General features: G+C 72.2%; 3 protein-coding genes. All 3 read right to left on the bottom strand.

Features of this window, described 5'->3' with window-relative positions:
• Positions 1-193: 193 nt before the first annotated feature.
• The 3 genes from NF4_RS14640 to NF4_RS14630 all read right to left on the bottom strand — a co-directional run bounded on the left by NF4_RS14640 (position 194) and on the right by NF4_RS14630 (position 22,418).
• Positions 194-1,663: a hypothetical protein gene (locus tag NF4_RS14640; protein WP_084533134.1), complete on the bottom strand. Its 1,470-nt coding sequence runs from the start codon at positions 1,661-1,663 to the stop codon at positions 194-196.
• A gap of 100 nt (positions 1,664-1,763) precedes the next feature.
• Positions 1,764-2,048: a hypothetical protein gene (locus tag NF4_RS14635; protein ID WP_063127889.1), complete on the bottom strand. Its 285-nt coding sequence runs from the start codon at positions 2,046-2,048 to the stop codon at positions 1,764-1,766.
• 51 nt (positions 2,049-2,099) lie between these two features.
• Complete coding sequence (locus NF4_RS14630; RefSeq protein WP_063127888.1) at positions 2,100-22,418, bottom strand: WXG100-like domain-containing protein; 20,319 nt, start codon at positions 22,416-22,418, stop codon at positions 2,100-2,102.
• Position 22,419 lies beyond the last annotated feature (1 nt).

Here is a 22,419-nt window from a genome sequence, read left to right as displayed (position 1 = left end):
ATCGGCGCCGGGCACTCCATTCGCTCACGCCCTCCTCACCGACGCCCGGCGACAGCACGGGTCACAACCGAAGATCGCAGCCGAGTCTTACCCTCGGCCCACCACGCGCTGAACGGCCATCGAAGTTTCGGTGCGCCGCCGTCCACTGCGTGAACAGGTCACGAACTGTATTGACGCGCAGTCGGTTCGCGCGCTACAGCAACGTGCGGTTACGTTCGCGGAACCGCTGCTCGAATTCGGGCAGATAGCGCGAGGGCGCCACCGACGACGAGGAACGCTCCAGCACCCCGTCATCGGCCAGGTAGAAGATCGCCCGGCCGACCGCGATCTCCCCGGGCGGCACCGGGACGTACACCATCCACCCGGTATTCACCCGGTCCGCGCGTAGTTCCGCCACGGAATACCCGGAAGTGTCCGCGCCGCTGTCGGTCAGGTACCTGCCGACCCGGTCGAGCGCTGCGTCGGCCGCGAGGGGTTCCGGCGCGGTCACGCCGCCCATCACCAGCTGATAGAAGGCGGCGTCGAGATCGAAGTCGCCGTCCTCGGGGAAGACACGGGCGAGTGCGGCACGGGTGAGGAGACCCGCTTCGGCCGCCGATACCAGGTCCGTGGCGGCAGCCCGCTGCTCGCCCGACGGGTCGGGACCGAGCAGACCGGTCACGATCCGCGCGACCGTATCCGCCTCGCGCACCCCGGGAATCGCGTCGGTGATCACCGCGGGGTCCGGCGAGTCCCCGCGGTACCAGCTCTGCCCGTCCCACCAGTAGCAGAAGGTGAGCATCCCGGCGCCCGCCCGGTGGTTGAGAACTTGATCGGCGACCCAGTCCGGTGCGCCCCGGAACAGCTGCGGCAGCTCGTCCGCACCGTTGTAGGCCCGATCGAGTTCCGGTGCGTTCCACACACCGCCGGACAGCACCGCGCGACCGGCGGGCAGCGCGTGCAGGGACGACCCGCTGCGGGTGGCTCCCTCGAACCAGCGCAGTCCCGGCCGCAACCGGGGACCCCACTCGGAGCGTGCGGCGGTGAATGCCGCGGACAGCACCGCCCAGCGCGCGGCCATCAGCGGGTAAGGAGGGAGGTCGCCGACCGGGCGCCCGGAAACACCGGCTTGCCGGTCCGCGCGGGCCCGTGCGGCGGCCACGCCGGGGGAACGCTGCTGGCGGTCCCCGTGCCGCAGATACGCCGCCAGCCACACCGGGAGCGATCTGCGGGGGAACGCTTCCAGGTCGGCGCGGTAGATCTCGGGCGCGAACAACTGATCGTCGGGGAACGGCTCGTCACCGTAGTCGTAGTCGACCTCGAGCTGCCCGGCACGGGTGAGGCTCAGCAGCAGGCGCCACCACGGCCCGTCCCCCAGCGCGGCGGACAACAACCGGTGTTCACGCACCAGCGCGAGTACCTCAGGACCGGGAGTCCATCGCACGGCGTGCTGCCGTTCGTCGGAGAAGACCGCGAAACCGACATCGGCGGTCACCGTCGAGGCGAACACCGCGTCCACCCGGCGCCAGCCCTCGGGCGCGACCGCGGCCAGTTGCCGGGCGACGTCGTGCACGATCGCACGAGCGGCCGTGGCGGGATCGGGCGCCGGCGTGGGCGGTGACAGGGTGAAACCGACATCGGGGTCCCCGTCCTGCGGCGTATCCGGGTCTTCCGGCCTTGTCACTTCGCCCACATTCCCCTCGTACGAAACTCGGAGGCGATCGCCTCGCTCCGGAACCGGAACCACCGGACGGCCGAATCCGACCACGCCGGCCCGCGGCCGGTCAGTGCGCGTCGCGGGCGCGCCGCAACTCCTCGAACTGCCGCTCCAGTTCCGCGCGGCGGGCACGGGCGTTGGTGCCGTCGAGCTGCCCCGCGAAGGTCGCGCGGGCCGCCTCCACCAACTCGTCGGAAACCTCGGGATAGGCGCGGGCGATCGCCCACAGCGCGTCCTCGGTCTCCATGTCCAGTCCGGTCTCGGTGCGCAGACCACCGCCGTTGCGGACCGATTCGAGCATTTCGGCGAAGTTCTCCCGCAACTCGTCGTCGCTCGGATGTCCGATACGCATAGCTACTCCTCACTGGTTCGCGGATATCCGCCCGGCCCACCATCCCGCGCGTCACGTGGTGAACACCTGCGCGCGCCGCTGCGGATCGGCGAGTACATCCCGCAGATACGCGCCGAAATCCAACTCCTCCGGCAGCGACCGGTAGGTCAGCTCACCGAGCCGGTGTCCGCCCTGGACCAGCGCGAACCGCGTGGTCCGGTAGGCGACGGTCGCCAACTCGACGATAACCGGGCCGTCCAGGTCGATGGTCGACCCACCGATCCGCAACTCCAGCCGGCCGTGCCGCCGGTACAGCACCACCGGCACCCCGGCGATCTCGCCGTAGAGACCGCTGACCCGGCCCGGTGCGGCCGGTGCCGCCTGCAACGCGCCGGTCCGCGGGTTGAACGCCGAGGGCACACCGAACCCCGCGAACGGGCGTACCACCAACGGGGCCGCCGCGTCGGTCTCTCCATCGCCACGGGCCGGCGGCGGACCGTCGGCCGGCGCAGCGTGTCGGTGGCGGGGGCGCTCGCGCGAACCGCCCTGCGGCCCGCTGCCGGGCGGCGGCAGCATCGGCGGATACGGCATACCGCCGGGTGCCGAACCACCCGGCGGACTCGGGTTCGCGGGGGCGGCGCCCCCGGGAGGCCCCGGCGGGAAGCCGCTGCCCGGAAGGTTGCCCGGCTCCGGTGGACGAGCCGGGCCGGGTGCGGCGGGATAGGGATCGAACGGCGGGTGCGCGTCCGGTGGCCACGGGCCCGGGACCGGAGGCGGTGCGGGAACCGTCGGTTGCCCGGGCAGCGGTGGGCCGGGCGACTGCGGAAGTTCCGGAACCACGGGTGACCACGGCGGCTCGGCGGGTGGCGTCGGCCATCCGGGTGGGAGCGGCAGGCCGGGAGGCGCCGGGAGCTGCGGTGGGTCGGACGGTTGTGGTTGGCCCGGCGGCGCTGGAGGAGTCGGCGGCTGCGACGGTGTCGGGGGCTGCGACGGTGTCGGGGGCTGCGACGGTGTCGGGGGCTGCGGCGGTGTCGGGGGTTCGGGCGGCACGGGCGGCTCCGGCGGTGCGGGCGGGATCGGCGCCGTCGGTGGAACCGGAGGCCCCGGTGCGGGCGGCGGCTCCGGCGGTGCGGGCGGCTGTGGGGGGTCGGACCGTTCCGGTGGCCGGGGCTGCACGGGGAGATCGGTGAGATCCACCGGCCATGGCTCGCGCTCGTTCTCGAACGGTGGCGGGAAATCGATCTCTCGATCGCGCGGCGGATGCGGAATATGGGGACGCAGCGAAGATCCGCGCGGCATCGGTATCCGGCGGCGTCCGGTGGAACCGTTGCCGCCGGGCGGATCCGCGTCTCCCGCCGCACCACGATTTGCCCGCGAACCGCTACCCGGTTCGGTTCGTCCGCCGTGTCCACCGGCGTCATCCGTATCGCCGCGCGGTTCGGCGGGGTCTGCTGCCCGGTCGTCGCGGCCTATCGGGCCCTGTTCGAGTTCGTTGTCGATCCGGGCGAGATCGGCCTCGGCGTCGATCACCCGGCGGGCGGCGTCCTCGTACTCGGAGACGCGCCGCTGATATTCCTGCTGTTCATCGATTCGGGTCGTGCGACCCCGCAACGCCTCGATCCGGCGGTCCAGTGCCGGATGCGAGGCCAGATCGGCCTCGGCCACCGGGAGCTCCGGACCGGGCGGGGGCAGGGCGGCTCGCGCACGTTGCACCCGGGCCACCGCTCGCTCCCGCTCGTCGCGCAATCGGGTCTCATCGAGCCGGGCGGCGTGACCGGCGAGTTCGGCCAATGCCGCGATATCGCGGGCGCGCTGCCGAACCTCGGCGCGCAATTCGGCTTGGACCTCGGCGAGTTCGGTCGGTGTCAAGCGTTCGTGCCGGTCCAGCCGGCCGTCGCGGTATTTCTCGTAGACCTCGTTCCAGCGGGCGAGTTCCGCGCGTACCCAGGCGAATTCGGGATGGTCGTCGTCGATCTCGCCGCGGCGGTGCCGATCCAGCACCTCGTCCCAGCGGGCGAGGTCCGCGGGAGGCACATCGACGCCGACCGTCCGGGCGAAATCGTGGCCGATGCCGAGTTCGGTGGCGGGCAGTAGATCGGATTCGGCGTCCAGCAGGTCCATCCGCTGCGGAGCGTCGGCGAGGTGGCGCAGATTCTCGATCAGACCGACCAGATGCCGGACCGCCTTCTCGTGCACCGGGATCTCGGTGCGACCCACCCGCGGGTCCACGGCCCGATCGCCGTGGGTCGCGGGGTCGAAGACATCGATCCGCCCGAGTGCGGACAGGAAGTCGGTGAGTGCGGTGATCATGTCGGGCCGGGCGTGCGGCCGGTGCACGAGGGACCGGATCGCTTCCTCGATATCTCCGGTACCGACCACTCGGACGGCTTCGTCGAGGGCGTCGAGGCGCTGCCGCAGCCGCGCGATGGCCGCGTCGACCGCGGTAGGATCCAGTGCCGCCAGTTCCTTGGCGTAGGAGAGCATTCCGGTGATCTGCTGGATCCGCCGGGCCCCCGGGGTCGCGGGGTCCGCGACGATCTGCGCGGCCCGCGGCGGACCGAGCGGGGCGGTATCCGCCGGGTCGAGGCGGTGCGCCAGGATGTCCCGGGCCCGGCCGACCGCGTGATAGGTGTCGATATCCCAGGCGGTGCGCGCGTGGTCCATGATCGCCTCGAGCTGGGCGGCGCGGATCTCGTTCTGGTCGCGCAGCGCCGACAGTTCCGCGGCGAGCCGACGCGGATCGGCCAGATCCTCGTCGGTGACTCCCAGCCGCCGGGCGAGTTCGTGCACGGCGGTGTCGATTTCGGCGCGCGACATCGGGTCGAGGCGGTGGCCGGGGCCCGGGTCGGCGGGGTCGTCGGGCACCACCCGCCAGCCGTCGCCGTCGTCGACGAGGGTGAGATCGACGTACCGCCCCTCGACCTCCGCGGCGAGGTGCCGGACCCGCGGTGCGCCCGCGTCGGCCACGGTGATCCGCTCCGGTCCGTACCCGCCGCCGGGCAGCGGCTGCCCCGGCTCCACCCGGGTGAGTGCGTACCGTACATCCAGCGTGCCGTCGTTCACGGCCGCGGCGAGGTCCGGATAGCGCGCGAGCGCGTCGGCCAGCACCCGGTCGTGTTCGAGCCGGCCGTCGACCACGACCAGCCGCATCGGCGCCCCGGGCCGGTCGCCGGGCAGCAGACCCAGACCCGCCGGGTCGCCGAACATGACCCCACCCTGTGCGTGGACCCATTCCTGGGCCGCCATATCGCCGATCAGGCCGGCGAGTTCGTCGACCTCGGCGTCGCGACGCAGGAACTCGTCGGCCTGCCGGGCGAGCTCCTCCACCCGCAACGCCGCGTCCTGGACGCGGAACAGCTGCTCGGCGAGGGTATCGGCGAGTCGGCCGGCATCCAGCGTGGCCAGGTCGATATCGCCGAGGATCTGCGCCCACACCGCCCGCTCGTCGCGAATCTGGTCGCGGCGCAGCGCCCGTTCCAGATAGACCCGGCGGCCGTCGTCCCGGCCGGGCTGGTCGGTGTCGAAGAGATCACCCCAGTCGCGGGTGGGCTCGCCGCCGTTGTTCACGCCCTCCCAGCCCAGGAGATCGGCCGGGCCGGGCAGGCGGCGCCGCACCGATTCCGGTAGCCACTGCGGCGCCCGGTGCGGTTCGCGATAGGCGGCGACCACCTCGCGTAGGAAACGCGCGAGGGGGTTGGCGTCGAAGAAGGTCGCCTCGTCGCTGTACGGGATATCGGCGTGTTCGGCGTTGTACCGCCGAGCGGCGTCGGCCAGCCCGGTCAGTGCGCCGATCCGCCGTGCCTGCTGATATTCGATGAGGTCCCGCACCCGGCGGACGTTCTCGGCAGTCGGCTCGCCCGGATCGATACCGAAAGCGCGGGCGGCCGCGGCCAGCGCCGCCGCCTGCTCGTCGCGCCGGGCCGCGGCGTCCGCCAGTTCGTCCGCCCACCCGGCGATCTCACCGGCACTGCGCGGCACCTCCGCACCGGCGGGTTCGGCGCGGGTGGGTCCGGGCGCCGGAAGCCGGGTTCCCGGCGCCTCCGGTAGCGCCGGGTTCTCCTGTTCCGCCAGGCGTTTCAGGTCGTCGAGTTCGACCCCCAGTTCCCGGCGCACCAGCTCGGGGTCGGCTTCGTCGAGCCAGTAGCGGTATTCGTTACCGGCCTCGTCCAGCAGTGGTGCGGTATCGCGGCCCGGTGGCGCCACCCGGGACGTGAACCGCCGCAGAAACGGCAGCAGCTCCCGCTTCTTCCACAGGGTGACACCCTCTTTGAGGATGCGGACAGGATTGAACTTGGTCGACAGCACCTCGTACTCGTCGCCCGGCGCACCCGGCGTCGGATCCTCGGCTTTGCGCAACGGCAGCCCGGCCTCGTCGCCGAGCAGCGACTGTCCGGCGCTGTCGATCCCGGACCCGGAGGGATACTTGGGGGTCTCGTTGGTGTACCCGGTATCGCGCAACCACTCCCAGATCCGGCGCAGCAGCGGTGTGCGGCGCGGTGGGTCCGCGGGCGCCGTCGGCACGTCGGGCGGGACCGCGCGGCCGGTTTCCGCCACCCGCCAGCGGTCACCGTCGTCAGCGACCAGGCGCACCGGCACGCGCTCGCCCTCGACCACCACATTGCCGCGGCGGGTGTCGCCCGGCTCGGGTGAACGGGAATCCGCCTGCTGCCGGGCCGCCACCGCACCGTCGGCGAGGGCCGCCAGTTCGTCGGCGGCGCGGACGACACCGGCGCGTTCCCGATCGAGAACGGCCGCCGGATCGCGGTTCAACTGCTCCGGATCGATGCCCAGCAGCCGCGCCCACAGATCGCGAGTATCACGCCGAGCCGCGCGCTCGGCAGGGTCGGTCGCGGCATCCACACGGGTCTGGGCGGCCGCCAGGGCTTCCACCGCGCCGGCGCGCAACAAGATCCGGTAGCGGTGGTCGGAAACCGTGGCGCCGAGACGGTCCGGACCGAGCGCCTCGTCGTCGATACCGAGCCGGCGCGCCAGTGCGTCACGTGTTTCGGCGACGCTTTCCATCCGCGGTGCAGGACCGGTAGCGGAGTCCCGGCCGCGATCCGCCGCGCCCTCCGGTCGCCGGGCCGGCGCTCCGCCGTTCCCCGGTGCGGACGCCACCGCACCATCCGGCGACGTGGCGGGCACCTCGCCATCCGGTGACGCGATCGGCAGTGCACCATCCGGCGAGGTGGTGAGCGCTCGACCAGCCGGCGGCGTGGTGGGCTGTTCGCCCTCCGGCCGGGTGGCGGGCAGTTCGCCGTGTGGGGGTGCGGGGGGAAGCTGCGGGTCCTCCACCGGCAGACCCGCGCGCAGCAGTTCCTCCCGCATCGCGGCGGCGAGTTCGGGATCGGCCTCGTGCCGCCAGTACTGCTCGTCGCCGTAGCGTTCCGCCGTGGACAGTTCGCCGAAATCGGCGGGGTACCGCATCCGCGGCCCGCCATCGAGATCGTCGAAGAAACCGCGGGCCCGGGCGATCTCGGCGAGTTCGGCCAGCGCGGCGAGCGGATCGCGCAACTCACCGAAAACGCCGGTGAGCCCGAAGTGTTCGGCCAGCCGACGCGCGTGCTCGGCGGCGGCACCGGTGAGCGGCGGGGCCGTGCGCTGCGCGGGCCAGTGCGCCATATCTCGGAGGAAGGACACGAGATCGCGGAGCGGATCGCCGTGCCGCGGCGCGCCGGAGTCACCGGCGGGCGGCGTGCCGGGACCACTCGGGTCGCCGGGATCGCCCGGACCACCGGGGTCGTTCGGGGGCGGTGGAGGCCCGTTGCCCTGCGGCGGCCGGGTGCCCTGCGGCGATTCCGGGGCGTGGTGGGCGGAGGACGGTGGGTGGGCGGGAGGCTTACCGCCACCCGGTCCGTTCGTGGGCGGGGTGCCGGGCTCGTCCGGAGGAGGTCCGTCCGGGTTGTCGGGGTCATCCGGGACGGGCCCGCCGGGAGGCGGCAGGTATGCCGCGTCCGGTTGTAGCGGGGGTAGCGCGTAGGGGCGGCCGGCCCGCCACTCGGTGAGTGGGGGACGCTGCGAATCCCAATGGTGGCCGAGACCGATGGCGTACGTATTCGCCGCCTGCCAGGTGGCCTGCGGGTGGTCGGCCAGATACTGCGCCTCGGCGAGGGCGTCCTGCAGCAGAACCAGGTCCGCGGGCAACGGCTCACCCGCCCGCAGCCGGTGCCAGGCTTCGGCGATATCGGCGAGGCGGTCCATCGGGCGCCGGGCCAGTTCGCCGTCGGGGTCGTCGGCGTCGCGCACCCAGTGCTCGTCGACCATCAGGTGGTTCTTGATCTGTTCGAGTTCGGCCCGGGTGAAGCGCGGTACGTCGTCGCGCATCTGCCCGGCCAGCAGTTCGGCGATATCGTCCGGGTCGACGGCCCGCACGATCTCGTCGGGATCGGCTCCGGGCACGATCTCGGCCGGATCGACCACGCCCAGCAACATTTCGCGGACCTGCTCGACTGTGTTGCGCACCAGCTCGGGGTCGTCGACGGCGAACCGGTCACCGGCCTCCTCGGCCACCCGGTCGATCGCGGCCTCGATCCGCGCGAGCTGCGCCGGAACATCCCCCAGCGGATCGAGACCCCCGAGTTCGCCGACCGTCCGGGTCCGCACCAGGTCGACGAATTCCCGTGCCGCCGCCCGCTGCCGGTCCGCCCGGTACCGTTCGATACCGGCGGCGATCCGATCGATATCGGTGTCGTCGCCGAGGAAACGGTCGTATTCTTCGTCGGCCCAGCGCTGTACCTCGGCCCACTGCTCGGCCTCACGCTCCCACTCCCGGCGCAGTCCCTCGGGAATCTCGTTCATCGCGGCCGGCGGCAGGTGGTCGCTTTCCTGCCAGCGGCGGTGCATGGGCTGCACATCGGTTCCGGGCGGTGCGAACCATTCGTAACCGCGGAACACCGTCCCGAACGGCGGCAGTTTCTGCAGCCACGGCCGCGCCTGCACCCAGCGGCCGATCTCCGGATGCCGCCGGATCCACGCCTTGACCGCCGGATGTTTCGGCACCAGCGCGGCCATCAGCAGCAACCGCATCACGTTGTAGGCGTCCGCGCCCCAGTGCTGGCCGAACAGGTCCTTCGGGTCGATACCCGAGGTGTCGTACTGCGCCGGCGCCATCGGTGCGTTGACCGGCAGGGTGCTCTCCGGGATCTTGCCCGCCGGTACATCCTCGAGGGGCAGCACGATGTCGTTGACGACATCCTCGCTGGCCCAGCCGCTCACACCGTCGGGCAGATCCTTCTGGCCGAACTTCTTCGGCAGGTCGGGGGCATCACGGTTGGTCTGCCAACCGGGGCGGGTGGGGTCGACCGGGTGCCAGTCGCCCGCGGCGTCCCGCCACCGCGTCATATCGAGGCGGCGACCGGCGACCCAACCGGTGCTCATCCGCTCGACCTCGGGTGGGTCCATCTCCTCGACCCGCCAGTTGTCCTCCCGGTCGGCGAGCACCCGCCGGTACTCCACCGTGGTCTCCGGGCACACCATGGCCTGCGCGGCAGCGAGACTGTTGTACAGGGCGTGGTCGAGGGCGGCATCGTGATCGGCGCGCGGATTCGCCGGGTTCGGACGCGGCCCGAACACGATGATCCGCGGTTCGTCGCCGTCCACCACACCGACCCGATCGGTCACCATGCGGCCGCCCTCGGCCTCCACCAGAGCACGCCAGACACCCGCCACCCGCGCCATTTCGTCCTGGAGCCGGCCGATCCGGTGATGGGCCTCGTTCACATCCCGGGCCACGTCCGCCAGCGCATCGATCCGCAGCAGCCGCCGCTGGTACTGCGAGGGCCGCAGGACGCCCGCGCCGAAATCCCGGAAGGCGCCCTCGCGCAGGTCCCGCAGCGTCGAGTCCAGCGCGCCGGGCTCGAGCAGGCCCGCGGCCGGGTCGTCGTGCTCGTCCACCCCGAGCCGCCGGGCGAGATCGTCACGCATGGTCCGTCGGGGTTTGATGCGGTGCAGTTCGGCCGCGCGCTCGCGAGCCAGCCGTTCCAGTTCGGCGGTCACCTCCTCGGGCCGGGGCCGGTCGAGGAGTTCCTGGCCCTGCTCCATTCCGGCGATCTGCCGGTCCAGTTCCCGCAGGCGGGTGCCGAGTTCGTCGAACTCCGCTGTCCGGGCGATCAGCTTGCGGATCAGATCCCGGCGATGCTGCCGCTCCTGGTCGCCCACCGCGCTGCGGTCGTGCAGCGGCAACTCGTCGATCCCACCCGCGACCTCCACCGCGTCGTATCCGGTCTCCTCGTCGAGACGCAGCACGATTCGCTCGCGGGCCTCCGGCCCCAGATCGGCCCAGCCACCGGGGTTCTGCAGGCCCAGATGGCGGGCCCGGTCGGTGATCTTGGCCCGCAGGAACTCCCGCTCGCGGGTGACCCCGTGCCGCTCCCCCACCAACCGGTCGTATTCGATGCGCCCGGTGATCCGGCGCACCTCCTGCTCCGCGTGCAGCAGGCGGGTCATGAGACCACTGATCTCCTCTACGCGGACCCTGTCCTCGGCATCCAGATCGCGACCGCGCAACTCACCCAAGGTCTCGGCGATCCGCGCGGTGCCGAAGGCGGCCGGGTCCACATCGGTGTGCAGACCGGACGCGAGTTCGGCGATCCGCGCGGTCAGTTCGTCACACCGTGCGACGGCGTCGACCAGGGCATCGGCGAGCAGATCGTGCGGCCGGGGCCCGGTTGCGCCGCCGTCCTCCTCCTGTGCCCGCGGGCCGCCGGTATCGCCCGGCTCCGCGCCGTCGGCCGCGGATCGCCCGCCCTCCGACACCGGCGCCGCGCCGTCGGGTATCTGCTGGTCCCCGCCGGTTCCGGGCCGGCCACCCGCGGCCTCGGTGGCGGCGCCACGAGGTGTCCCGGCTTCCGCTTCCGACTCTCCCGAGTCCGGCTCGGGCGCTCCCTCGGGGGTGGGCGCGGAATCCGGTTTCGGCCCGGTGGGCCCGGAATCGGGGTCGGGTCCCGGCCCGCCCGGCGGGGTGTCCCCACCCGGACCTCCCAGCATGTCCTGCCACCAGCGCGCCCGCTCCTCGGCCATCCGGGCGACCCATTCGGCCAGATCGGCCCGCTGGCCGGCGAGCCAATTGTCCGGATCCATATCGGCCAGGAAGCGCGCCCGGTCGGCGTCCATACGGGCATTCCATGCCGCTCGGTCCACCTGGGCCAGCCGGATCCGGTCGACCCGTTCGCGGGCGTAGCCGAGCATCCGATCCGCTTGTTCGGCACGGAAACGCAAGAGTTCGTCGCCGGGCCGGTCGGCGGCCTGCCGGCGCGCCCAGGCCGCTTCGTCGGCGGCCGCGTCGACCGCGATCTCGGCCCGGCGCAGCTCCACCCAATCCATCAGTTCCGCATAGGAGTCGGGTAGCGCGGAGGCCTCGCCCGATCCGGGTTCCGCCCCGGGACCGGAGTCGTCCGGGCCTTCGCCGGGATCTCCCGGGACCGCGGGAGGCGTGTCCGGCGGCTTCCCGCCGCCGTCGCCGGAGTCACCGGGCTCGGGCATAGGTGGTGTCTCGCCGCCGGTGCGCGGTGCGAGCGGCCCCGGCGAACCGGGCGGCGGCTTCTGCGGACCCGATCTCTCCGGACCGAGCAGCGGCCCCTGCGGTCCCGGCCCCTCCGGACCTCCCAGCGGCCCGGCCGGTCCCGGTCCCGGAGGTGGATCACCGGCGCCACTCGCGAGTTTCCCGTCCCCCGCCGCGGCCAGGTCGGACCGCCGGCTGCGCGCGTATTCGTCGAGCAGCCGGCCCAGGGCGGCGATCCGCCGGGCCCGGTCCCGGACTTCGCGCCGCAGGTGGTCGAGTTCGGCGGCCAGGTCCTCGGGGCTGAGGCCCTCGTGGTTCTCGATCCGGCCGTCCCGGTAGGCCTCGTAGATCCGTACGAAGGTCGCGTCGTCGGCGCCGGTGAGATCGACCCCGACCAGCCGGGCCCAGTCCCGGTCGGCGTGGGGACGCTGATCCGGGTCGTCGTCGGGGATCCGATGGCTGTCGGGCCGGTTCGCGGCATCGGCCACCGCCCGGGCGAAATCGCCGGCCCCCACCGCACGGACCGCCTCGGCGATGAGGTCGCGCAGCCCGCCCATGGCCTCCCGGTCGTGCATCGGGAAGCGGCCGTCGGCGATCCGGGGATCGGCGGTGCGATCGCCGCGGGGGACATCGGTGTAGGGGTCGATATCGAAGAGGGCGTTCGCGTACTCGACCAGCGCCTCGTGCACCAGCTCGCTGTGACCGTCGCGTTCCAGCCGCCGGATCACCTGGAACAACTTCTTCGGATCCAGACCCGAAGGGGTCACCGCGAATACGCGTTTGCCGTCCGGGCCGTCGACATAGCCGGGCGGGAGCAGGGCCGCTATCCGCCGGTCGACACCCGCGCGGTCGGCGGCCCGCTGCGTCGCCATCCTGCGGGCGAGGTCCTCCGGCACCAGCCGCCGGGCCAGCCGGTCACGGGCGGCGGCGACCGCATTCGAATCCACCTCGCGCAGGCGTTTCGCGTACTCGGCGAGATCGGCGAACTGCTGGGCACGCAGAGCCCGGCGCTGCCCGGTATCGGACAGGCGGTCGGCCAGCGACTCCGCCGTGAGGGTCCGTTCCGGTGCACCGGGGTCCGGGATCAGGTTCAGTCCCAGCCGGCGCGCGAGTCGACTTCGCGCGTCGGTCAGCTCGTTGAAGATCTCGATATCGGTGGCGGAGCGGATGAAATCGGCCAGCGCCTCCAGCTGCACCGCCCGCACCGCGTTGTCCAGCAGCAGATCACCCACGGTCGCGGCCGGCGCATCCGGCGTCACCACGTCCGGCCCGATACCGAGTTCGTGCAGGATGCCGGCGATCTCGGCCACGATCTCCGGTGTCGAGCGGGGCACCGGCTCGCCGAGAGCCGCCCGGTGGTCCGCCGCGGACCCGACAACCTGGTGCCAGGTGCCGTCGCCGGCCCGGACCAGCAGTACTTCGAGGTCGCGTCCCAGGATGGACTCGTGGAGATAGCGCAGCGGCGGGACCGGCGCGGGCACGAGTACCGTCTCCCCGGTCCAGTCCCGCTGCACGGCACGGTAGTCCAGGACGAGATCGCCCCGGTCGAGCAGATGACGCAGCTCGGGGTCGGCGGCCAGTGCGTCGGCCAGTACCTGCTCGCGGTCGCGCGGACCGTCGACGATCACCAGCCGATCCGGATGCCCGACCCCGCCGGGGAGACGCACGATCTGCCGTCCGAGCAGGTCTCCGACCGGGTCGGTGAGCCCGGTTTCCGGCAATGTGGCGCGTGCGGCGGCGACGAATTCGGCGACTCGTTCCGAACGGGCCACGTTCTCGGCCCGCAACCGGTCCAGTACGTCTTCCGGATCGGCGAGCAGGTCCTCGAGCGATAGGTCGCGCATCGCCGCCCAGCTCGCGAGTTCGTCGCGGATCTGGTCCCGGCGCAACGCGTTCTCGAAGAATCGGCGCAGACCCTGGTCGCGGCCGAGTTCGTACCCGTCACCCCACATCGGCAGCTGGTCGGCGCCGTTCTCCACCGGCGGTGTGTCGAGCAGGCCCGGCTCGTGGCCGAAGGCGGCCAGTATCTCGATGAGGAACCGCCCCATGGGGTTCTGATCGATGAAGCTGATCTCGTCGCGGAACGGGACCGGCCGGCCCTCCGGATCCGGTGCGGCGTAGCGGCCGGGCCGCCGCGGCGAGGGCGCGTCCGCCTCGCCATCGAAGAAATCATCGTCGAAGACGTCGTCGGGATAGTCCTCAGTGCGACGCCCGCCCGGATCGTCCAGTGCGACCGGTTCGTCGGTCCGGGGGAGCCCTCGCTCGGTATCGGCCGCCGACGGCGCGTCCCGCATGGTGTAGGGCAGGGTCTGCTCGATCCGGTAGCGCCGCACCGCGGCGGCCAGCCCTTCGATGGCCCCGGTCGCCCGGGCCACCCGGTACTGCTGTTCGTCGATGACCCGGGCCAGGGTTTCGGGACTGTCGTCGGGCAGGTCGATATCGAGCAGCCGCCGGGCCGCGTCGGTCAGGCTCTCCCCGTCGGGCGCGGGCCCGACGGGGAGAGCCGAGCCCCGCGCTTCGCTCTCCTCGGCCAGCCCGTGGGCGAGGGCCGCGGCCTCGTCGCCGGAGATGAGCTCGCGATCGCGCAGGGCATCGAGGATCCGCCGCTGCTGCTCGGGCGTGGCATCGGGCCGGGCGGCCACGGCCAGCAGGTCCCGCAGGGCATGCGCGGGCGATATGCGACGAGAATCCAGGTCGGCGAGCAACTGGTCGCGGGCCGCGTCCAGGGTTCCGTCGGTGAGCCACGGCTGGTACTCCGCGTCGTCGCCCGGATGCATCGGCACGAATTCGCCCGCGTCGTCGCGCATCCGGGCCGACAGCCGGCCGAAGATCGGAATGTGCTCGCGGTTGCCGATCCACACCGGCAGCTGCTGCCCGATCCGCAACAGGGTCGGATCGGGTGGACCGGATTCCGGCGCCGGACCGATCACCGGATGGTCCGGAGTGGGCGCCGGGGTGGCCGGGGGTTGCGGCGGAACCGGGTTCACCAGGTCGGGGATACCGGCGACACCGTCGGCGATCGCCGCCTGACCACGGCTGTCCCACCCGGATCCGGACGGGTATTTGACCTGCGGCTCGCGGCCCGGCCACATCCGCCGGATCGCCGCCAACTCGCGGCGCAGCGCGGCCGGCCGCTCGGGAGTCGCCGAGGGGAGCTCGCCCCGCGGCACCAGCCGCCAGCGGTCCGGACCGTCCGGGACCAGATCGAAGGCGATCCGCTCACCGTCGACCTCGATCACCAAGGGCTCGATGATCGCGTCCGGATCGATGGGTGCCTCGTCCCCGCCGGGTTCCTGGTCCGGCCGGCCGCCGTCGGGTTCTTCCGGCGGCGGGGCCGGACGCGGCGGCCCGGCCGGAGGTTTCTTCGCACCACCGCCGGTACTCGTCTCGGGCCCGTTGCCGTCCCGGTCGTCGTCCGGCCGATCCCGGCCGCTGCCGTCGTCATCGGGCCGGCGCCCGGCGTCCATCGCGCCGCGTTCCCCGGCGCGTTCGAGTACGCCGCCCGGCGGGTTGTCGGCGTGCCGGATCAGCAGCTCGTACAGCTCTCGTACCGGCGTGACGACCGCGCCGTCGCGCGCGGCCGGATCGTCGCCGCCCATGATGTATTCGGCGAAGGCGTCGGGTACCGCCTCATGCCCGCGCAGCAGGCCGTCGTCGTCGCGGCTGTATCCGCTGAGCTGTTGCAGCCAGGCGCCGAAATCGCCACCCACCTCGGCGGCCCGCAGCAGCAGATGGCGCTGGGCCGTGGCGCTCGCCCGCAGCCCGCCGGCGTAGTCCAGGGCATGACCGTATTCGTGCACCGCCATGGCGTATACCGGCCGCCGCAGCATGGTCGGCGAGAACTGTTCGTTGTCCACTCCCCGCTGCACCTGGGCGCGGAAGTTCTCGACGCTGGTGGCGTGCCGGTAGCTGAGGGTGATGTCCTCGGTGTGGACGAGTCCCGTCTCGCGGTCCAAGGCCGGTCCGGCGTCGGCGAGGATTCCCTCGCGGCGGTTCCCGATCCCGATCGCGCGGATATCGGTCTGCGGATAGCCGCGGTACATATCGGTGACGGCGCGGGCGTATTCGCGTACCACCTCCGGGTTCAGGTCGGGCAGGTCGAACCCGAACACCGCGAAGTCGGGGTTACCGGTCGCCGCACGCATATGGTCGCGCAGTTTCTCGCCGACCTCGGCCGGGCCGAGATCCGACCACTGGTCGGCCGCGGGGGAGCCGAGCAGCGCGATATCCGAATCCGGCGTTGCGCTGTCGCCGGGCCGGTCGGCGACTTCGCCCGCCGGCCGGTCGGGCCTGTCCGCGGCCGACCGGTCGTAGCCGTCCGTCCACGGTCCCAGGCCCAGGTCCGTGATGCGCAGCGCGGCGGCTTCGTTCTCGAAGGTGTCGTAGTAGTTGTCGATCGATTCCCGCAGCAGCGCCGCGTAGACGATCCGCGCGGGTTCGGTGGCATCGGGGCCGTTGAGCACGACATCGAGAACCGCGTCGGCCAGGACCTCCGGTCGGTTCAGGTCACCCCGGTTGGTGAAGCTGTAGCCGCTGAGCTGGTTGATCCACACGCTGAACTCGTCCGGATCGAAACCGCCGGTCTTCTCGCTGTAGTACTCGACCAGCAGATCCTCGACCGTCCCGCGTGCTCGCGTACTGCCCGCGTAGTCCAGGCCGTGGCCCAGTTCGTGGACGGTTGTCGCGAAGGCGGGCCGGTCGGCCGAGTTGCGCGGCGAGTGGAAGGTCTGCTCGGAGCGGCGGCGCGAGGCGTAGAACTCGCCGGGGTTGCGCAGCAGCCGCTCGTTGAGCGTGATGGTGTCGGTGACCATCCGATCGGCATCGCGCGGGTCCAGATCGTAGCCCGCGAGGCCTCGGACGTGGTCAGGGTCGGTGACCGGCCCGATGCGCAGGTTGTGCACGTCGAGCATGGGGAATCGCGACATCATCAGGTCGACGGCCCGTGCGACCTCACGGACCAGCGTGAGGTCCAGCGGCGGGACGCCGGGACGATCGGCGAACCCGGTGATCTCCCGGAACGGGTACCGTTCGCGCAGCGTGGCGACGATCTCGTCGAGGCCCATCGCCGACCATTCGTCGTCCACGGCATCGCGGTGCCGGTCGCCGGAATCCGGTGACCGCGTATCGTCGGACCCGATGTGTTCCGGCCCGTCGTGCAGCGGCCCGATCAGCAGCGCGGCCACTCCGGGAGGAGCGTCCACGTACCCGACCAGCAGGTCGCGGATCAGTTGTACTGGATCGTCGCCGCGGTCGCGCGGTGCCGGGTCCGGCTCGGCGCCGCCGCCGCGTCGCATCTCGGTCGCGAGGAAGGCCTCGGCCAGCGCCTCCGCCGGGTTCGGGTGCGGGGTACCGGGGTGAAAGCTGTACCCGCTCAGCGATTCGCGCAGCCACGCGAAATAGTCCTCGACGCCGGTGGCCGCGGGGTGACGGTCGAAGAAATGCCGCATCAGGTGGCCGGTGAGCTCGCGGCGGGCCCGGTGGCCGCCCGAACCGTCTAGCACATGCCCGAACTCGTGGACGGCTCGCGCGTAGGCGGGCCGGTCCCGCGCCACATCCGGGAACCAGCCGGTACCGGCGTCGTGCCCGGTCTCGCGGCGCACCGCCGCCGGATCGGTGGCCATGGACGCGTTGAACTCGATCGAATCGGCACGGGGCATCCCGTTGTCGAGCGACCAGTGGGTCCGGCCGAACACGCCGGGACCCAGATCGCGGAATCCCACCGAATCGAGACGGGCGGACGGATACGCCCGGAACATATCGACCAGCGCCCGGGCGTATTCGCGGGCCACCTCCGGATGCACCTCCGGGCGGTCGAAACCGAAGACCTCGAACCGCGGGTTGCCGGTGAGATCCCGTAGTTCAATGCGCAACCGCTCACCGACCTGCACGGAGTCCAACCCCGACCAGGAGTCGTCGTCCGGGGCGCCCAGCAGTTGGGCATCGGAGGGCCGGTCGGCACCGTGGAGCGGGACGGGCCGCGTACCGTCCACCGACGGACCAGTCCGGGTGTCGTCGGCCTCTGCACGCGGCGGCGTGCCGTCGACTCCCGGAGTCGGCCGCGAGTCGTCGACCACCGAAATCGGCTGCTCGTCACCGTCCTGCGCAATCGGCCGAGCGTCATCGCCCACCGGAATCGGTCGCGTATCACCGACCACCGGAATCGGTCGCGTATCACCGACCACCGGAATCGGTCGCGTATCACCGACCACCGGAATCGGTCGCGTATCACCGACCACCGGAATCGGCCGGGTATCGCCGACATCCGGATTCCGCCGCGCATCGTCCTCGCCCGGAGACCGCCCGCGGACGGCCGGTCCGGAACCCTCCGGCGCGGATCGGTCGATCCCCCCGATGACATCGACACGGACCGGAGCACCGTCGCGTTCGAGATCGAACCGCCGCACCGTGATCTCGCCGGTCGCCGCGGTACGCACCTGGTGGTATTCGACCTCCAGAGTGCCGTCGCGATGGGCGGCGAGCAGTTCCTCCCGCGCGCGCAGGAGCGCGCGACCGGTCGCTCCGTCCGGATCGATCCCGCGCGATCGCATCCGGTCAGGCGTCTCGGTGAGCACGGTCGCGAGGTTCTTGTCGACCGCGAGCGTGTCGCGCAGGTACTCCGGTGCGCCGTGCTGGGCATCGGCGCGCCGCGAACCACCGAGCGGCGAATCGGCGCCCTTGGCCTCGATGATCAAGAGCTTCGGGGCACTGGTGGCGGTCCCCGGCACCAGCACCGCGATATCCACCACGAGTTTGGCGGTACTGGCGCCCTCGTACGGGGTCAGCTGGATCGCGCCCGGATGCAGTTCCGCGTCCACTGCGAAAGCGAGACCACCCAGTTCGCCCAGGAGCTGCGACGTCTCGGACATCCGGCCGACGATCCGGTGGTAACGCTCCGAATGGGCGCGCAACATTTCCAGGTCGGCAAGCTGCCGGGCCCGTTCGTAATCGCTGAGCGTGCCATCGTCGCGTACCCGCTGCTGCAGGGCGTCGATCCGCGGGCCGATCCGGCTCGGCCGCAACTGCCGCAGATCCGGCCGGCTTCCCGGCTCGACCAGCCCCAGGTCCACAGCGAGCGTCCGCAACGCCGCGACAACGCTGTCACGTCGAACCTGCTCGGCCTCCCGCAGCGCTGCTGTCGCGGCCAGCGCCTCGGCGAAACCGGGATCGGCGGGCCGGTACGGCTGCGGTTCATCCGGTTGCGCGTCGTAACGGTAGCGACCGGGATCGGTTCCCGATTCCGGTTCGTCGCGGACCGGCCCGGCGGCGGCGCCGTGACGCCGGGCCGCCACGTCCGCATCGTCACGCCGATCGGTGGGGTCTTCGTCATCACGCTGCCCGGCACGATCCGCATCGTCCCGCCGCCCGGCAACGTCCTCATCCTCACGCCGCCCGGCAGAGCCCTCCTCGGCACGATCCTCGCCGTCACGCCGCCCGCCAGGATCCTCGTCGTCCCGCCGCCCGGCAACGTCCTCATGGTCACGCCTGCCGGCAGAACCCTCCCGCCGCCCGGCACTGTCCTCGCTGTCACGCCGCCCGGCAGGGTCCTCATCGTCGCGCCGGTCGGCAACGTCCTCGTCGTCATGCCGATCTGCCGCATCCTCGTCGTCACGCCGTGGGGCGGGGTCCTCATCGTCACGCCGATCTGCCGCGTCATCGTCGCCACGAGAAGGCGTCCGGTCCTGATCGGGCGGCCGGTCCGAGATCCGACTCTCGGGTTTGCGGCGGGCCTCGTCCCACCGGTCGTCCGCGACGGAGCGATGCGACTCGGCCGCGCGGTCGGCTTCCTCCGCGCGGTCACGGAACCGGTCGGCGAGTTCGGCGGGCCCGCCCTCCCGGACCTGTTCCGCCATCACGCGCAGATACTCCGCGCGCCGGCGTTCGAGAAGCGACCGGAGGTCGGCGTCCTCGGCGGCGCGGCGTGCCGCGTACTGTTCATCGGTCTCGCGCCGCTGGCGGTTGACCTCGTAGTCCGACTGGCTGTGTCGCCGATAGCGTTCCACCGTCGGCCGCACTCGCCCGTCGTGGCCGCTCGGCGGGAGTATTCTGCCCGCGCCGTCGAGCAGGGTCGCCGAGACATGACGCAGTTCGGCCGGAACGTCCGGCGGGAAGCCGCGGCGTTGCCCCGCCGCCGGATCGGAGACCACGACCCGGTATTCGCCGGTGAGCGGATCCATACGCACCGTCAGCGAGTAGGCGTGCGATCCGACCCCGTGTTCGTCCGCCGGCCCCGCGTATTCGTCCACCACGAAGGCGCGGGGTCCGCGGCCCGCTGCCACCAGACGCGGGTCCGTCCGCGCGGCCTGACGCAGCAGTTCGTCGGCGACGGCCTGGTGGCGGGAGTGCTCTGGCCCGGGGTCGGGGTAGTCGTAGAGTTTTCCGCCCAGGGCGTCTTCCATCTGGCGCCGGTCCATACCCTGCGGACCCACCGGCCCCTCCGGGGGCGTGATCCGGTCGCTTCCGGTTTCCGCCGCGAGCTGGGCGAGCGTGAGCCGGGCGCATTCCCCGCGATCGGCCGGGTCGGGTGTGCCCTGCGGTTCGCCGTGTTCGGGAGTGCCTCGTTCCCCGATGTCGTCGGTGGACCGGTCGCGGGTTTCGCTGTCGTCGCCGGGCCGGGGTCCACCAGCGCGCCGCGCCCCGAGCGACCCCGGCTCCCGTGACCCGGGCCGCGCTTCGGCGTCCCGCGCGGTGGAATCCGGCACCGGTAGCGGGAGTACGTCCTCGGGTCCGATCCGGCCGTCGCCGAGATCGCCCGGTATCCGGCCACCGGCCGGGTCCTGCCGTTCCCCCACCTGGCGGGAGTTGTTCGCGTCGGGCACCGGCGCCCCGGTCCGGCCGGCGCGCACGCCGCTGTCCGTGCCCGGATAGGGAGACCGTTCACCGACCCCGGCGCGTGACCGCGGGCCCTCCGATGCGGCAGAGGATCTGGACTCTCCCGTGGAACCCGGCTGCGCGCGCGAATCGGACGCGCCGCCCGGCGTATTCGTCGAGCCGGGCGCTGCCGGGCCGGTCCCGCCAGGAGTCGAACCGGGCACTGCCGGAGTAGCGGGGGTGGCCGGAGGCGCCGCGGTGGCGGGCGGTGTGGCAGCGCCCATGGGTCCGGTGACCGGAGCGCCCACGACCGGACCCGGTGCGTCGCTGCGGGCGGGGTCCCCGGCGGAATCTCCGGGTCCGGTCGCCGCGTCACCGGCGTTACGCCCGGTCCCGGCCCCACCGGCTTCCTGTTGTCCGGCCGCGAGACCGGATTCGCCGGACCGTTCCTGCGCCGCGGTCGAACCGGAGTCTGCTGCAAGAGAACGCGTATCGGCCGCACCGGAACGGTCACTCGGCTCCGCCGATTCGGAACGATCGGCCGCACCCGCACCGGAATCGGAACGATCGGCCGGACCCGACGTGGAGTCGGAGCGGTCGGCGGACCCACTGTCCCCGTTCTGCGCGGTCCCACCGCCGCCCCCCGTGTCGTCACCGAGCGGGGCCTGCTGTCCCGCTACAACTCCGGAGTCGGTCTGCCGACCGCCCTCGCCGTCCACCGACGATGACGAACCCTCGCTGTGGGTCCCGGCGCCGCCGGTGTCTCCGTCGTTCGATCCGCTGCCGACAGGCCCGCCGCGGTCGCTTCCGCCGGCGTCCCCGGCTCCGCCCGGCGAGTCACCGTTGTGCCCGTTGCTTCCGGCCGGGGACAGATTCCCCTCGCCGCTGCCCCCCGCACTGTTCGGTGTCCGGGCCGGGCTGCTGGTCTGTGATCCGTCGCCGCCGAGATCACCGGTGCCGTCCGCGCCGGCGGGCGCGCCGCCGGTTCCCGTGGGCAGGCCGCCGCTGCGGGTACCGGGCCCGCTCACCGCGTCGTTGAGCCGATCCATGAAGGTCCGGTCGCCCCAGGTGTTGCGATAGCTGTCGCTGTGCACACCGACTTTCAGGCTGCTGTACGCGTGATCGGCACCGACCTTGTTCACACCGGTGGCCAGGCCGTTGGTGGCGCCGGACACCAGCGCGAGCGGACCGAACTGCTGGGGCAGTGTCGACATCGTCTGGTCCATGGCCTGGTCCCAGCTGCCGGTGTCGGCCCAGATGACGGCGAACTGGGTCGGGATGGCGGCCGCTGTCCCGGCGAGCCCGCCGACGAAACCGGCGGCGGTACCGGTGATCGCCCCGTTCAGATACTGGCGGCCCATCCCCCGCGCCTCGTTCTGCAGTTTGTTCCCGATGATGTCGCCCACCGGGCCGGCCGCCGCGCCACCGGCCGCCGAGCTGACCACCGTGACCGCGATCTGCCCGAGGTCGAAATCCGGGCGGTGCCCCGCCTCGACCTGGTAGGCCTGGATGCCGACTTCCTGAATGGTTCCGAGGACGGTGTCGATCGCGACATGCCGGAGCAGAAAACTGACGAATTTATTGGAGACCAGCCGGAAGATCGCCTGCATGACCCGCTGGCCCAGGATGCGAACCGCGACCCTGGTGATGGCGACCGCCGCGGCCTGCACCGCGGGCGCGGTAGGTGGGAAGATCCACGCGGCCGCGATCTCCGCCGCCAGCAGCACCAGCGACGAGATGTACATCAGCTTCGTGTACTCGATCTCGGTACCGGTGTCGTAGGCGGACGTGCCGAGTTGGCGGAAGTAGCCGGCCAGTTTGGGCACCGACTGGTCGGAGTCGGAACCGTCACCGGAGATGAGGCTGTCGAAGGCGGCGATCATCTCGGTGACGCCGTCACCCTCGGGATAGGCATGCAGCGACGCACGGTTGGCCTCGAGGATGTCGGCGACGATATCGTCGAGTTCGTCGGCGGCGGTACGCCAGTCGCCGCCGAGGGCCCACATCTCGTCCTCGTTGCCCTGTGGCCATTCCACGCCCGCGAGCCAGGCGAGATGCTGCAGCGGGCCCCAGAGCTCGATCATG

Origin of the sequence: Nocardia fusca NBRC 14340 (assembly GCF_001618425.1) — a bacterium.
In the GTDB taxonomy this organism is placed as follows: Bacteria; Actinomycetota; Actinomycetes; order Mycobacteriales; family Mycobacteriaceae; genus Nocardia; species Nocardia fusca.
Note: the sequence above shows the minus strand (reverse complement) of the source record. Positions and strands in the feature narration are given on the sequence as shown.